Source organism: Bacillus sp. es.034, assembly GCF_002563655.1.
GTDB lineage: Bacteria > Bacillota > Bacilli > Bacillales > Bacillaceae_B > Rossellomorea.
Map to the genome: position 1 here is coordinate 1,222,287 of NZ_PDIY01000001.1, position 14,173 is coordinate 1,236,459.

General features: G+C 42.7%; 15 protein-coding genes. 13 read left to right on the forward strand and 2 right to left on the reverse strand.

The genetic code is table 11. The annotated features are described in order from the left end of the window. Positions 1 to 67 precede the first annotated feature (67 nt). The 4 genes from ATG71_RS06255 to ATG71_RS06265 all read left to right on the forward strand — a co-directional run bounded on the left by ATG71_RS06255 (position 68) and on the right by ATG71_RS06265 (position 4,857). Positions 68 to 1,228: a sialidase family protein gene (locus ATG71_RS06255; RefSeq protein ID WP_286162928.1), complete on the forward strand. Its 1,161-nt coding sequence runs from the start codon at positions 68 to 70 to the stop codon at positions 1,226 to 1,228. Positions 1,229 to 1,314: 86 nt separating this feature from the next. Further along, positions 1,315 to 2,598 carry an SLC13 family permease gene (locus ATG71_RS06260; RefSeq protein WP_098438889.1) on the forward strand — a complete coding sequence of 428 codons (1,284 nt, stop codon included), beginning with the start codon at positions 1,315 to 1,317 and terminating at the stop codon, positions 2,596 to 2,598. Between the two features lie 144 nt (positions 2,599 to 2,742). Next, a complete protein-coding gene (locus tag ATG71_RS23320; RefSeq protein WP_179886477.1) occupies positions 2,743 to 2,886 on the forward strand; it encodes a hypothetical protein in 144 nt (47 codons plus the stop codon). Positions 2,887 to 3,471: 585 nt separating this feature from the next. After that, on the forward strand, positions 3,472 to 4,857 hold the full coding sequence (locus ATG71_RS06265; protein WP_098438890.1) for a hypothetical protein: 1,386 nt from the start codon (positions 3,472 to 3,474) through the stop codon (positions 4,855 to 4,857). A 108-nt stretch (positions 4,858 to 4,965) separates the two neighbouring features. On the opposite strand, the gene ATG71_RS06270 is transcribed toward ATG71_RS06265, so the two are convergent. Next, positions 4,966 to 5,301, reverse strand: a complete 336-nt coding sequence (locus tag ATG71_RS06270; protein WP_098438891.1) for a hypothetical protein — start codon at positions 5,299 to 5,301, stop codon at positions 4,966 to 4,968. Between the two features lie 290 nt (positions 5,302 to 5,591). Here ATG71_RS06270 and ATG71_RS06275 point away from each other — a divergent pair, with 290 nt between their 5' ends. The 9 genes from ATG71_RS06275 (at position 5,592) to ATG71_RS06315 (ending at position 13,293) form a co-directional block, all read left to right on the forward strand. Continuing rightward, complete coding sequence (locus ATG71_RS06275; protein ID WP_098438892.1) at positions 5,592 to 5,921, forward strand: 2Fe-2S iron-sulfur cluster-binding protein; 330 nt, start codon at positions 5,592 to 5,594, stop codon at positions 5,919 to 5,921. Between the two features lie 59 nt (positions 5,922 to 5,980). Continuing rightward, positions 5,981 to 6,754 (forward strand): creatininase family protein, encoded by a 774-nt coding sequence (locus tag ATG71_RS06280; protein ID WP_098438893.1) that lies wholly within the window; start codon positions 5,981 to 5,983, stop codon positions 6,752 to 6,754. A gap of 28 nt (positions 6,755 to 6,782) precedes the next feature. Further along, a complete protein-coding gene (locus ATG71_RS06285) occupies positions 6,783 to 8,249 on the forward strand; it encodes a hypothetical protein (protein ID WP_098438894.1) in 1,467 nt (488 codons plus the stop codon). A 254-nt stretch (positions 8,250 to 8,503) separates the two neighbouring features. Continuing rightward, the gene (locus tag ATG71_RS06290; RefSeq protein ID WP_098438895.1) at positions 8,504 to 9,232 is read left to right on the forward strand and encodes an iron-containing redox enzyme family protein; all 729 of its coding nucleotides are present in this window, start codon (positions 8,504 to 8,506) and stop codon (positions 9,230 to 9,232) included. Between the two features lie 95 nt (positions 9,233 to 9,327). Next, positions 9,328 to 10,800, forward strand: coding sequence for an aldehyde dehydrogenase family protein (locus ATG71_RS06295; RefSeq protein WP_098438896.1), 1,473 nt, complete (start codon positions 9,328 to 9,330; stop codon positions 10,798 to 10,800). 23 nt (positions 10,801 to 10,823) lie between these two features. Next, positions 10,824 to 11,297, forward strand: coding sequence for a GlcG/HbpS family heme-binding protein (locus ATG71_RS06300; protein WP_098438897.1), 474 nt, complete (start codon positions 10,824 to 10,826; stop codon positions 11,295 to 11,297). Between the two features lie 50 nt (positions 11,298 to 11,347). Then, positions 11,348 to 11,944 carry a chromate transporter gene (locus ATG71_RS06305; protein WP_098438898.1) on the forward strand — a complete coding sequence of 199 codons (597 nt, stop codon included), beginning with the start codon at positions 11,348 to 11,350 and terminating at the stop codon, positions 11,942 to 11,944. Then, entirely contained in the window at positions 11,941 to 12,474 is a 534-nt protein-coding gene (locus tag ATG71_RS06310; protein WP_098438899.1) for a chromate transporter, read from the forward strand. Before ATG71_RS06305 ends, ATG71_RS06310 begins: the two co-directional genes overlap by 4 nt. Positions 12,475 to 12,615: 141 nt before the next feature. Next, positions 12,616 to 13,293, forward strand: a complete 678-nt coding sequence (locus ATG71_RS06315; RefSeq protein WP_098438900.1) for a GntR family transcriptional regulator — start codon at positions 12,616 to 12,618, stop codon at positions 13,291 to 13,293. A gap of 69 nt (positions 13,294 to 13,362) precedes the next feature. On the opposite strand, the gene ATG71_RS06320 is transcribed toward ATG71_RS06315, so the two are convergent. Continuing rightward, positions 13,363 to 14,169 carry an aspartate dehydrogenase gene (locus ATG71_RS06320; protein ID WP_098438901.1) on the reverse strand — a complete coding sequence of 269 codons (807 nt, stop codon included), beginning with the start codon at positions 14,167 to 14,169 and terminating at the stop codon, positions 13,363 to 13,365. Positions 14,170 to 14,173 lie beyond the last annotated feature (4 nt).

A 14,173-nucleotide genomic window follows, 5' to 3' on the forward strand; every position in this document is an offset into this window, starting at 1 on the left:
TATCACCAACCGTTTAGAGAATCGGCAATGAACATCGAAATTTAACTAGAAAGATAGGGTGATAAGTTTGAGTACATTGGTCATGAACCAGTCCATTCACAATGGTAAATTATATCACGATGATTATACAAATATTGATTTTTCCTTGATACCGCCTGGTCCCTTTTCAACCGCACATGCCCCGACCATTACGAAGATGGAAAATGGGGACTTATTATGCGCATGGTTTGCCGGTTCATTCGAAGGCAGCCCCGATATTTCAATTGTATTATCCAAATTCAATCATGAAACTCAAGAGTGGAATGTACCGGAAATTGTCTCGCAGGATGATACGAGAAGTGAGCAAAACCCTTCCTTTTTCCATGCACCTGATCAATCAGTATGGCTCATCTACACTTCCCAGGAAGGACGGCAGCCTGGGAAAGATAATATGCAGTTCACGTCCATAATCAAATATCAGAAAACATATGATAACGGTGAAACCTGGATGGAACCAGCAGTATTATTCAGCCAGCCTGGTACATTTGTCCGGCAGGCTATCCAAGTATTAAGCAATGGCAGATGGATCTTCAGCACATGGGTATGTGAAGACTCGGAATTCGGTCTTACCAACGATCCTACGGTATTCCAAGTATCAGATGATGAAGGACAAACATGGAAAGAAGTACGCATGCCTGAAAGTAACGGACGCGTGCATGCCAATGTTATAGAATTGGAAGATGGCCAATTAGTGGCCTTTATGAGAAGTAGGTTTGCGGATTATATTTATAGAAGCGAGTCAAGGGATTATGGAGATTCCTGGACAGTGCCCGAGCCAACAGTTTTGCCAAATAACAATGCAAGCATAAGTGCCATTAAACTTGATAACGGCGCCATTGCTATTGCGTATAATGCAAACTCTGCCAATAATCCTGAAAAAGGAAAAGTAGCATGGCCTGGACTGCGTAACCCGGTAGTGGTTTCAGTATCTGAAGATGGCGGAAACACTTGGCCGATCGGCCGAATCATTGAACACGCAGAAGGTTTCATTGGAGCAGAGAACAAAACGAATAATTCACAATTTGAATATCCTACTATTTATCAAGATGCAGAAGGACGTATTCATTTAGTATACGCATATAAGAATCGAATCTGTGTGAAGTATAACGGCTTTTCAGTTGAAGATATATATGGTAAAAAACGCGAAAATGAAGGCGTTTACAATCCTACCTCTGGAGAAATCAGCTAGATTTCAGGTAATCATATCATTCTATTTGAAAATCTCTCAACTAAACGGACATTATACAAATCTTCCCCAAAAAGGAGAAACGTTAAATGACAATCGAAATGATTCTTGCCCTTGGTATCTTAATCCTGATGATTGTAGCGATCATGTCAGACAAATTTGCCTTCGGCGCACCGCCGCTCATGGCCTGTCTTCTGCTCGTAGTCACCGGTCTTTCTACTGTTCAAGAGGCATTCGCAGGTTTCGTGAACCCGAGCGTTGTCATGGTCGCCGGCTTTATGGTTGTGATGGCCGGACTCATGAAGACAAGCCTGATTGGGAAGGTGCAGTCCTCGATGCTCTCTTTGGTCAATAAGGGCGGTTACAAAAGCTATGCTCTTTTACTCGTAGTGGTTATGCTTGGTGCCAGTTTAGCAGGCACTGGTTCCACTGGTTACTATGTACTGATTTTATCCTTGATATCTACGATTCCTTACAATAAAAAAATGCCTACCTCCAAACTGATGATGCCATTGGGGTTTGCTACTAACCACCCTTTGATTCCATTCAATGTAGCACTTCTCTACGGTGTCACTGTCAGCGTACTGGAAACGGCAGGTTACACCGGCGGGCTGTCCATGACGAAATTTGCAGTCGTGAATTTCATCCTGTCACTTGGTTTCTTGGCATGGAGTTTGATTGCTTATCGCCTTCTGCCGGATCATGCTCTTATGGAAGAAGAAGCCACTGCCTATGAAGAGGTGGCGGCAACTACCGAGACTTATGCTATGCCGGCATGGAAAGAATACTCTATCATTGCTGCTTTTCTCATCAGTGTTGTTGGTATGATGCTTATGAACGTGTTGGGTAATGCTGCCTTTGTCATTCCCGGCATTGCAGGAGCATTCTTGCTCATCATTAACGTGCTTGACTTCAGGGAAGTCCGGGATAATATGGGTGCACCTGTCATCATTATGATGGCTGGAGTTATCGGCGTTGCGGACGCTCTGGCTAACTCTGGATTTACAGCTATGGTCGGTGATTCTGTAGCGAATGTGTTGGGTACTGATATCAATCCATTTATATTTATCTTAATCTTCGCACTTCTGACTAGTACTTGTGCTACTTTTACTGGCTCAAATATGGGTTCTGTATTCATCTTTGCACCAATCGCTATTGCAACCAGCATTAGTTTGGGAATGAATCCTGCTGCCGCCGCCATTGCAGTGGTCATATCTGGATGGAATGGCGGATACATGCCAATCGATGGCATGCCGGCCATGATCTTGGGAATGGGTAAATATAAGCTTCCGCAGTTCTGGTTGTTCTCAATACCTATGTACCTGGTCCGTATCGTTATGATATGTGTAGGTGCCATGATTATGTTTCCGTAAATCGTGTTAATCTAGTTAATTTTGGACGGTTCCGACTCAACTTTTGCCAAGTATCTTTAATTTATCAACGTTGATAATTGCAGATAAAATGAGCTACTATTGCATCCTTTTGTGCCATGAATACACTCAAGGGAAAAGAAGGGGATGCTTGAAGAGTTTAAGGAATGGCAATCCATTGCTTATGAGTTTAATAATGGAGAGCATAGTGAGAAAATGGATGCCTCAAAGAAGGCTGAGCTTAAGAAGCAGTTTGAGGAGAAGATGGGAGAGATTGTGGCGGAGTTTTGATGAAACGAGGGTATGGTGATTCCTGAGTCATGTTCATAAGAAAAAAAACTCAACCTGGTGAGGTTGAGTTCTTTATTTTTAAGAAGTGAGTGTATCCCAGCTCTAAATGAGAACACATTGTTCCAGATAGCTATATCATTAAAACTTTAATGTTCTTTTCAGTCTTGCAAATTTGCGGTTTGCCTTTTCTAAAGCATGCTTCGAACCAAATAATAATTCAAACATATTGGATCACTCCTAGAAATTTAATAATGGTGTTTATAGATACATTATAGGCGATTCATCATAGGAAGTCAACAATATTGTATACCAAATACCTTAATCAATGAATTTAATCAGCTAAAAAAGGAATAAAAACCTTATTTGGTATACCATAATGGTTGTCAGTCTTAAGTTAAAACCTTTAAATACCTACTATAAAGGGTTTTTAAATGAATTTGGTGATAATCTCTACAACGTCTAAAAATAGAATAAATTGAAAAAGACCATTTTTTCCTGAAATAATGTATACCATACAATTGATTTTCATTCTCAAGAGGTTTAGTATATAGAATAATCAGAAAAAAATAACGAGTTGGTGATGTGATGATCAAACTATTATCCGGCCTTTCCATCTTGCTTTATTTAATCAACGAACTTTTCACCGGTATTCATCTTGCTCCCACCATATCTGTCATCTGCTTATTGATTGTTATGTTGACTGCACTCAGAGTCAGTAAGTTTGTCAGGGTAATAGGGGGGACGTTCCTTGTGTTGGGACTCATCATGATGGTGAAGAGTGAAGCGGGCTTGAAGGATATCCTTTTTTCATTCGGTCCTATGCTTAACCTTCTGACCTTATTTGCGTTGGTTCCTTTATTGGCTCAGCCAATTAAGCTGGGGAATTATTCCGAAAATATCCAAGGCTTTATTTCCAGGAGGGTGAAATCCTCAACCAGCCTATATAGTCTCACGTCAGGCATTTCATACTTCTTTAGTATTTTCATGAATCTTGCCACGCTGCCGATGACCTATTTCTCTGTCAGGCCAGCTGCGGATGCTTTCCCACTTGAAGATAAAGAAAGGTTCATGAGTAGAGCCATCACCCACGGATTCTCCATGCCTTTGATGTGGGCTCCGGTCACTCCGATAGTAGGGATTGTGATTGATATGACAGGGGTAAAGTGGGGCGGGATGCTTCCCTATGTTCTTCCTTTAAGTGTGATGGGATTGTTGCTTGATTGGTATCTGGGAGGGTACCGGAAGAGGGGGAAGAGTGCTTCATATAGGACAAGGTCTGCCATAGATGAAACGGCAGCAACAATTGAGAAACCGGACGGAAAAGCAGGACCAGGGAAGCTGTCACACATCCTGATGGCTATCATTATCTTCAATATCGTCATCGCCATCATGGAACATTGGTTATCCCTTTCGTTCCTGATTGTCGTTTCCCTGCTGGTGATTCCTTTTGCATTTATCTGGTGTGGGATGTTGGGCAAGGCCCGTGATTTTAGAATTGGATTGGCCAATCATTATCACCACCATTTACTAAAAATGAAAGATCAGTTTTTCATCTTCTTGTCTGCGGGGTTTTTCATATCAGCTATTGAATTTTCTCATACGGACCATGTAGTAAACGAGTGGATTACTGCATTCAAGGATACTATTGGAATCGAAATTTTTGTCCTGCTCATTCCATTGATTCCTTTAATCCTGGCATTTGCAGGACTTCATCCTGCAGTCGCCCTGGCATTACTGGCAGGAACACTTGACCCCCATAGCCTGGATATTTCACCTTACATCCTGACTGTTTCAATGCTCGCTGGTGCAGTGTCTGCGTTTCTCATGGGACCGTATAATGCCACGATAGGGTTAATGTCGACGATTGTAAAGACAAGCTCCTTTAAAGTATCGAATTGGAATTTCATCTTTACCGTTTCGTTTTTATCTTTAACTGTGTTATATCTCATTCTATTGCAGATTATGATATAAGAAAAACACCTTCGATTCCTTAGTCGAAGGTGTTTTTCTATGATGTTGAATAGCCCATTTATCCTTTTCAGTATTGGGATAAATGGGCTATTTAAGATTGTATATGTCTTAGACCGCAAGTTCGTCTGATTTAACCAGCTTTGAATGCTTCGAATCTTTGCTGTTCCCATTAGCCTTTACGATTTCATATAACTCCTCACGTGCACCTTCAATCGTTTCGAAGGATTCAAAGAATTTCACCCGGATATGGTTGATATACTCTTTCCCTTCATAGTTTTCGTACAACTGAATCTTAGCATTGTCATCCAGGACCCTCGCAATCGTGTAAGAGGCTTTCAATTTGTCAAAGAAGTAGAAATGATATGTTTCTACAGGCTGGAATCCATCATTTTCTAATACCGTTTGAAAGGTATCCTTGTTAGTAAGTACAATATACTTTTCCATAAATAAATCCGCTCCTTTATTCTTGGTTCTTCAAATTGTATTTTGTATACCATCATCTGTTGATTTTAGTGTAAAGGAAGAAAGGGATTAAATCAATAAAGTTTTCTGAATTTTTATTTATTAGGAAATTCTTTTATTTTAAAAATCTATTTATATCAATAAAAAACGGAACGATCACATACTTTTTTGTGAGAAAATCTCATGAAAGGGTTTACATTTTTTATATTTCATAGGTATACTTAAGAAAATTCTAAAAATTGTGATAAATATCACAGTGAAGGGGTGTTTGTATGCCAAATGTCAAATTGTTTGTAGAAGGAGATATGATCGAACAGGAAGTGAAAGATGGTGCTAATCTGGTTGTGCTGGCTGGAATAAAGCAATTTCCGAAACTTAAATATGGATGTGGGATGGGGAAATGTACAAAGTGTACATGTAAGGTACTGGATGGTATCGAAACGCTGGATCCACCGAATTGGAAAGAGAATAAGATGCTGGGAGATCTTGTCGATGAAAACTACCGGCTCACATGTCAGTTATCGATCAAAGGAGATATCGAGTTGACCCAGGATGGAATTGATGTTAAAAAAAGGCGTGCTGCTGCAGAATCACAGGGATAATTTTTTTTGGCGTTTTATCCGGTATACAAAATACCGTAAAAGTGTAAGGGGTGTGTAGAATGACTTCATATCAGTTAACCAATATGACCTGGGAGGAAGTACAGGATGCATTAAAAACAGTCAAAATGGCCGTCATACCGGTCGGTGCCCATGAACAACACGGACCGCATATGATTGAGAGCTGCGATACAGTACTTGCAACAGAGATGGCGAAGAAGGTTGCTGAACGAATGCACCCACATTTATTGGTTACTCCGACGATCAATATGGGTGTATCACCTCACCATCTAAACTTCCCGGGTACCATTTCATTAAAGCCGGATACATTAATTGCGATTTTAAGAGATATGGTCCGGTCATTAAAGCATCACGGAATCAACAAGTTTCTATTCCTTAACGCCCATGGAGGAAATCAATCGACTTTAAGTGTGGCAAGTGGTGTTTTATCAGAGGAAGAAGCGGTTGACATCTTTTATGCGAAAACGACCGCGTCAGCAAAAAAATCTCTCAAACAATTCATTCATTCCCCGATCTTCGGTCATAGCTGTGAACGTGAAGTATCGGAAGCTCTATATCTGGCACCGTATCTGGTCAGACCGGATAAATTGACGTCGGGAGACTTCTGTGAAGGGGGGAGATATAAACTACTAAGACCAGGAAAAGCCATTCAAGGATATTACCGCTACGAAGAAATGACGAAAAATGGCTGTATAGGGGATGCCACCAAGGCGTCGAGAGAGATTGGAGAACAAATTGTCACAGAAGCAACTGAGAATCTAGCAGAAGGGTTGAGAGAGATATTGGGTCTTGGAGTTGAAGTGCTGAAATCATAAGCAACAAAAAAGTGGAAGGGTGAATGCTTTGGAATTAACTGCTGCTCATTGGTTATATGCATTCGTTACTGTACTTGTCATTGTTACGATGTTGTTTCGCAAGGGGGTTGTGCTACCAACCATAGTCGGGACCTTTTTAGTTGCGTGGCTATATAAAGGATCCCTGGTTGGTGGCTTCATGGCGGTCTTTAACGCCAATCTGGTTGCGGCAAAGGAATTATTCAGCATCTTTTTGATTATTACCCTGATGGTCGCTTTATTAAACTCTCTGAAAGATATTGGAGCGGACCAGAGGATGATTGTTCCAATCCAGAAGGTCATGATCAATGGCCATATTGCGTACTTTGTATTAATGGTTGTCACCTATGTTATTTCATTGTTCTTCTGGCCGACACCGGCTGTACCACTCATTTGTGCTCTGCTTGTTCCTGCTGCCATGCGTGCCGGTCTGCCGGCGATGGGGGCCGCTATGATCGTGGCCATTGCCGGACAGGGGATGGCGTTATCGTCGGACTATATCATGCAGGTCGCTCCGATGCTGACGGCCACTTCCGGAGGGATGGAAACGGTGCAAGTTGCCGATAAAGCAATGATCTTATCGGTCATTACGGGGGTGACAGCCGTCGGGGTTGCTTATGCGATGATGTATAAGTCCATCGCAAAGCCCAATAGCGAAGAAGCGGAAAATGCGGTCAACTTATTAAATGCCATGACTGCTGATAAGAGAGGAGTAGAGGCTGAAGTATCTGCAGCGTCTGAGCTAGAAGTATACACAAGTAGAAAAGAAATTTGGGGGAAAGTGTTTGCTGTTCTCGTTCCACTGTCCATGCTTGCCGTCATGATTTTTATGTTTTCTACCAAGTTTAGTGACGCTGAGTCGGGGAGATTTGCAGGCGGGGACGGTGCTGCCTTTATAGGTGGAGTCGCAGCCGTACTGTTGATTTTGGCTTCCGTTGCTTTCCGCAGGATCCATGCATTGGATAAAATCGGTGACCACATTACAGACGGATTTGTTTTCGCGTTTCGTGCCATGGGTCCTGTTATCCCAATTGCCGGTTTCTTTTTCCTGGGCAGCTCGGATTTTACCGGATCTATTCTCTCGCTTGGGGAAGAAGCAGCCAAGCCAGCCTTCCTATTTGATCTGGTTCAGTCTGCACAGGCGTCCATTCCTGAAAACGCTTTCTTTAGCGCGTTTGGTATTCTTTTGGTTGGTATCATCACTGGCTTGGATGGTTCAGGCTTCTCAGGACTTCCTTTAGTGGGAGCATTATCCGGTGCCATGTCGAATACGGCAGGGGTTGATCCTGGAACGCTTGCAGCAATCGGGCAGATGGGATCTATATGGACAGGCGGTGGAACACTTATCGCTTGGTCATCTCTTGTGGCAGTTGCAGGTTTTTGCGGCGTTTCAGTACTGGAGCTAGCCAGAAAAAATTTCATCCCCGTCATGACCGGGTTGGTGGTGGCCACTCTTGCAGCCATATTATTTATGTAGCCAAGCATAAAAATTATAATTTTTAAAAAAATCAGAAAAGTATATTTACAAAATAAGATTCATAGGTTAGTATAAAGTCAATGGTATACCAAAAGAACAAGCTAAAGTAGCTGTTTTCACGAACTGTATCTCTTTAGATGCTGGTACTTCAATCGAAAGGAAGATATAGTTGTTTTTTCAACATTATTTGGTATACAAAATACCCAATACAATGTGCAGGTAAGCTGCAGCATACTTTTAGGAGGAGAAGGATCATGACAAAACTATTATCTAAAGATGAATTCCGTAAAGAGCTGGAAGAAGCAATCAAGGGAAATCATAGTCAAAAGGCTCCTTTTACAGTCGCTTGGGCAGAAGGGAAGCTAGAGAGAAAGCACTTTGCGAAATGGGCAGAAAACCATTATCACTATGTAGGGCCTTTTGCGAACTATCTCTCTTACATTTATCACAACACACCTGATCATCCTAAATTCGAAGACGCGAAAGATTTCACACTTCAAAATATGTATGAAGAGGAAATTGCCGCAGATCGCCATACCGACCTACTGATTCGTTTTGCTGAAGCGTGCGGGACGACCGGTGATAGAATAAGAGATCCAAAGAATATGGCTGCAACCACGCTTGGATTGCAAAGCTGGTGCTATTCAGTGGCGGCACGTGAAAACTTCGTAGTAGCTACGGCAGCATTAGTAGTAGGGCTGGAATCACAGGTACCTGATATTTACCGAAAACAAACGCCGGTCCTTCGTGAAAAGTATGGATTCACTGATGAAGAAATTGAATTCTTCGACCTTCACATCGTATCGGATGAAATCCATGGAGAGCGTGGATACAAAATCGTCCTTGAGCATGCTGATACGCCGGAGCTTCAGCAGGAATGTTTGGAAATTGTCCGTGTAGGAGCGAAAATGCGCCGGATGTATATGGACGGATTATGGAAAGAATATCTTGAAAAAGATCTAGGTGCTCTTGTGGAGGCTTAAGATACTTAGAACATATTAACAAATTAATAAGTGGCAGTTTCCTTGTATGGGAACTGCCATTTGTTCATCATATCCCTAGAAAAGAATAGGAAAGGATGTTTCGAGTGCTAGTAGCAAAAGCCGAATTATACAAAAACTACATTAATGGTATATGGGAGGATTCCTCCAGTGAACAAACATTTACCAGTCTTAATCCAGCCAATAAAGAAGAAGTGATCGGTGTTTTCCAGGCATCTACAATAGAGGATGTAAAAAGAGCCATTGAATCTGCGGATGCCGCTTTCCCTTCCTGGTCTGAAACGGCGCCTTCCAAGAGGGCAGCCATCCTGAACAGGGCAGCTCAATACTTAATTGATCATGTAGATCAATTTGCAAAAGAATTAACACTTGAAGAAGGTAAACCGATCGGGGCTGCCCGTGGAGAAGTACTCAGATCGGCTGAGACATTGAAGTATTATGCGGTTGAGGGGCAAAGCCATAGTGGTGAGACCTTCCCTCAGGATGATCCCAGCATGGATGTAACATCGAAGCTTGAACCGCTCGGTGTAATCACCGTCATCACTCCTTGGAATTTTCCATTATCAATCCCTGCCCGTAAAATTGCACCTGCATTGATTACGGGAAATACGGTTGTGTTCAAACCGTCTTCGGAAACACCATTGGTTGCTTATCGATTAGTGGAAGCTTTGGTTCATGCCGGGCTTCCTGATGGAGTACTCAATTTCGTTACGGGGAACTCCCGTGAAATAGGTGACAGCCTGGTCGACCATCCAGCGGTGAAGGCTGTGACGTTTACAGGATCTACCGGCGCAGGGGAAAGAATTCACCGCAATGTGTCGTTTGATACGAGAACCCAGATGGAGCTTGGCGGTAAAAACCCATTGATCGTGATGGAAGATGCCGATATTGACCTGGCAGCTACATTGACAGTGAATGGAGGCTATAATCTCAGCGGCCAGGCGTGTACGGGAACCAGTCGAGTGATTGTCATGAAAGAAGTCAAAGAAAGGTTCTTTGATGCTCTTGTGGAAAAAACGAAAAACCTCAAAATCGGTAATGGATTTGAAGAAGGTGTCACCGTTTGTCCGTTGGCAAGTGAGAAGCAGTTAACGAATGTATTGAAGTATATTGAAATCGGTAAAGAAGAGGGTGCCTCATTGCTATACGGTGGAGAGCATGTAACGGAAGGGGAGTATGGAAACGGCTATTACGTACGTCCGGCCATTTTTACAGAAGTTGATCCTTCCATGAGGATTGCGAAGGAAGAAATCTTCGGCCCTGTCATCGCGGTAATCGAAGCAGCGGATTATGAAGAAGCAATTAAAGTGGCCAATGATGTTGAATATGGGCTTTCTGCTTCGATTGTAACCAATAATTTAAAAACGGCCCAACAGTTTACGAAGGATATTAAGGCAGGCACCGTGAAAGTGAATCGAACAACAACCGGCAATCTGATGAATGCGCCATTTGGCGGCATCAAGAAATCAAGTACATCCACCTTCCGTGAATCAGGAAGAGCAGGTCTAGAATTCTTCACTCAAATCAAGACTGTATATATAGGATACTAAAATTCTCTGGGGGTAACGATGATATGAAAACTGTTCTAAGAATTGAACTCGAAGAAGCGAAAGTAATCATAGAAGAAGCCAAAAGAAAATCAGCGGAAATCAACGTGCTTGAAACCATCGCAGTTGTCGATGACGGCGGGCATGTGATTGCTCTTGAGCGTATGAACGGGGCCCGTATCACCGGTCCTGACATTGCGATTGCCAAAGCGTTTACGGCAGCCGGCCATAAGCGTTCGACTCATTTATTTAACAAGGAACCGAACGGACCTGTCCTGCCTGGAAATGAAGCATTTGGCATTCAACAGATGCTTCCTGGGAAATTCGCTGTATTTGTTGGGGGATTCCCGATCGTAGTGAATGGGGAAGTAGTTGGGGGTATCGGGGTCAGCGGAGGTAATGGTGAACAGGATACGGCTGTAGGCACAGCAGCGTTGAAAGCATTGCAGTCTCACTTAAAGGGTTATGACGTCGTAACAGATGCAGATATTAAGAAGTAATTCTTTGCAGCCAAGGTCCTGACGATAAAATAGTGAAAGAAGGAGTAGGCATGAAATCAAATTTGGACCTTGCGGTTGGTTTTGCCAGAACAGGAGTGACCGGATATGGAGGAGGGCCCTCCACCATACCACTGATTGAATATGAAGCAGTGAAGAAATACGAATGGATGACAGAGGACGAATTCGGCCAAACCTTGGCTCTGGCCAATACTCTGCCAGGGCCGATCGCGACAAAGATGGCTGCGTATATAGGATATAAAGTAAATGGCAGTCTGGGGGCTGTCGTAGCGATCCTTGCTCATATTCTGCCGTCTCTGTTCGGGATGGTGTTTATGCTTGGGCTACTATACAAGTACAGGACTTCTCCGATTGTAGGAGGAATGGTTCAGGGGGTAACGCCAATCATCGGGATCATGCTTCTTGAGATGGCGTACAAGTTTGCAGACAAGGCACGTAAAGGACTCGGACTGCCGATAGCATTTGGACTTGGCGGCGTCTCTCTTGTACTGATCCAGTTTCTTAATCTGCATCCGGGAATCATGATCGGGGCTTGTCTATTGGGGGCGTTTATCGTCGCTGTATATAAGAATAGAACGAAAAATGTATCCGAGGACATGTATGAGCAAAGAAAGGAAAAAAGCGTATGATTTATTGGGATATCTTCTGGGCATTTTTCATTTCGAACCTTCTTGGATATGGAGGAGGACCTTCAACGATTCCTTTAATTCAAAATGAAGTGGTCAACCGCTATGATTGGATGACCCTCAACGAGTTTGGGGATCTGTTTGCAATCGCAAATGTTCTTCCCGGACCGATTGCGACAAAGATGGCAGGGTTTATCGGCTACGAAATGGGCGGCGTATTAGGGATGGTGATTGCTCTAGCAGCAACCATCCTGCCATCAGCGATCGCCGTCATCATCCTTTTCAAATTCGTGAACTTATTTAAGGATTCCCCGCAGGTAAAGCTAATGACACTATCCGTACAGCCCGTCATTGCCATTTTACTTGGGGTACTGGCGTATCAATTCTTCCTATCTGCTTTTGAAAAAAGCGGAGTATTGCATCTTGTAATCCTTACTGCCGCAGGTTTCTTGGTTATGAAGAAGCTGAAAATCCACCCGGCAATCGTGATTGTATGTGCATTATTTTATGGAGGAATCTTTTTATCGAATTAATTGGAAGGGCGATCAAGTTCTGCTTGATCGTTTTTGCTTTTCACCAATTCTACGCTAAAATATCTTAATAATATAAAAATGACAGAGTCTTTGATAATATAGAGAGACAAGTGATTTTATATCGAAGAAGGGGATAATGAAATGAAGTGGGAAGAAGAGGAATTACTTTCAATCCGTGAGCGTGCATATATTTATTTAAAAGACCTGATTCTGGGCGGAGAATACAAGCCTGGAGACCGTCTGATCGAGAGAGAAGTAGCAAGTAAATTAAATATCAGCCGGACCCCCATTCGTGAAGCACTGTTCCGGCTTGAATCTCAAGGCTTCGTCAAGACAGTCCCAAGAAAAGGCGTCATAGTTTCCAATATATCGGAAGAAGAAGTCATTGAAGTGTTTACAATTCTTTCTTCCCTGGAGGTATTGGCGGCAAAGCTTGCCGCACAGAAAATGGATGACGACATACAACAAGAATTCAATGATAAGGTTGAAAAGCTGGAAGCCTTGGAGAAAGGTGAGGCAGAAGGAATTGATACTGAACATATCGAGATGAATCTTCTCCTCTATAAAGCCGCCAAAAGCCCGAAGCTTTTCCAAATTCTTTCGGGATTGACCGATTATATTCAGATGTCTGCAAGTATGGGATATGAAACCCCGGGGCGCAGAAAGGAATCCTTAAAAGAACATATTCAAATCATGAAAGCGGTAAGGGATAAGGAAGCGGATATGGCCGAGTTCTTAACAAAGATTCACATCGAAAACTCCAAAAAAGCCTATATCCATTTTATTGAAAAGCAAAAAGAAAAAGTGAAGAAAAAATAAAGAGAGACTGTGTCTGAAGGATGAGACACAGTCTTTTTTGTGGAGTGTTTATGCTGTCCGATGCTGAAATCAAATTCCTATGATGACAGGGGAAGTGAGGTTATTCAGGGCCTTGCAAATGCTCATCGCCACAATGTAACCCGATTTCGGATTATCTGCTGACGGGGTATTCTGGATGGTCAATTCCACCTCGCCAAAGTATCCTTTTGCAATGATTTGGTGCGTATTATGAGTCACTTCCGGGTCTACCAGCACCTGTACTTTCGTTTGATCAAACCCTACACCTGCAATGCTGAGGGCCGCTGAAACATTCGTGCTCTGCGGAAAGAGCTTAGCAGATTCACGAGCCGTACCTTCATAGAGTGTAAACTCTTCACTGATGGTATCTAAATCTACTTTTTCTTCAGCAATCGTCCCTCTCCATGCTGAAGGAGGTTTACGGGTAATGAGCTTTACTTCCTCCAACTCATTAATAGTTGACGCAGCAATTCGATCCAGGCCTCCAATCGCAGCAGAAGGGAGAATCAATTTCCGGCCATGTTTCCTTGCTGCTTCGACGACATCATCATAAAGGTCTCCATCGGAGAACGCACCCACTGATACTGTTATGAAATGACTGCCAGCTGATAGGGCTTTTACTGCATATTGATAGACAGCATCGTGACCAGCACATTCTATGATCACATCTAATCCGGAAGAAAAGAACGTTTCCTCGCTATCTACTACCATGAAACTCTCCGTCTTTAATTCTTCATATTGCTCAGAATTCCTTACTAGAATCGCATGTACCTCCGCCCCTTCTACCTTATCTTTCTTTATATATGAAACAACATCTTTTCCGATCGCACCATACCCGATTAATCCTACTTTTAACATGATA

What these genes read in the sequence shown, in the direction of transcription:
- ATG71_RS06265 (WP_098438890.1), top strand. Translation starts at nt 3,472, where the DNA reads ATGATCAAACTATTATCCGGCCTTTCCATCTTGCTTTATTTAATCAAC.
- ATG71_RS06300 (WP_098438897.1), top strand. Translation starts at nt 10,824, where the DNA reads ATGAAAACTGTTCTAAGAATTGAACTCGAAGAAGCGAAAGTAATCATA.
- ATG71_RS06270 (WP_098438891.1), bottom strand. Translation starts at nt 5,301, where the DNA reads ATGGAAAAGTATATTGTACTTACTAACAAGGATACCTTTCAAACGGTA.
- ATG71_RS06315 (WP_098438900.1), top strand. Translation starts at nt 12,616, where the DNA reads ATGAAGTGGGAAGAAGAGGAATTACTTTCAATCCGTGAGCGTGCATAT.
- ATG71_RS23320 (WP_179886477.1), top strand. Translation starts at nt 2,743, where the DNA reads ATGCTTGAAGAGTTTAAGGAATGGCAATCCATTGCTTATGAGTTTAAT.
- ATG71_RS06320 (WP_098438901.1), bottom strand. Translation starts at nt 14,169, where the DNA reads ATGTTAAAAGTAGGATTAATCGGGTATGGTGCGATCGGAAAAGATGTT.
- ATG71_RS06290 (WP_098438895.1), top strand. Translation starts at nt 8,504, where the DNA reads ATGACAAAACTATTATCTAAAGATGAATTCCGTAAAGAGCTGGAAGAA.
- ATG71_RS06280 (WP_098438893.1), top strand. Translation starts at nt 5,981, where the DNA reads ATGACTTCATATCAGTTAACCAATATGACCTGGGAGGAAGTACAGGAT.
- ATG71_RS06305 (WP_098438898.1), top strand. Translation starts at nt 11,348, where the DNA reads ATGAAATCAAATTTGGACCTTGCGGTTGGTTTTGCCAGAACAGGAGTG.
- ATG71_RS06275 (WP_098438892.1), top strand. Translation starts at nt 5,592, where the DNA reads ATGCCAAATGTCAAATTGTTTGTAGAAGGAGATATGATCGAACAGGAA.
- ATG71_RS06310 (WP_098438899.1), top strand. Translation starts at nt 11,941, where the DNA reads ATGATTTATTGGGATATCTTCTGGGCATTTTTCATTTCGAACCTTCTT.
- ATG71_RS06295 (WP_098438896.1), top strand. Translation starts at nt 9,328, where the DNA reads ATGTTTCGAGTGCTAGTAGCAAAAGCCGAATTATACAAAAACTACATT.
- ATG71_RS06260 (WP_098438889.1), top strand. Translation starts at nt 1,315, where the DNA reads ATGACAATCGAAATGATTCTTGCCCTTGGTATCTTAATCCTGATGATT.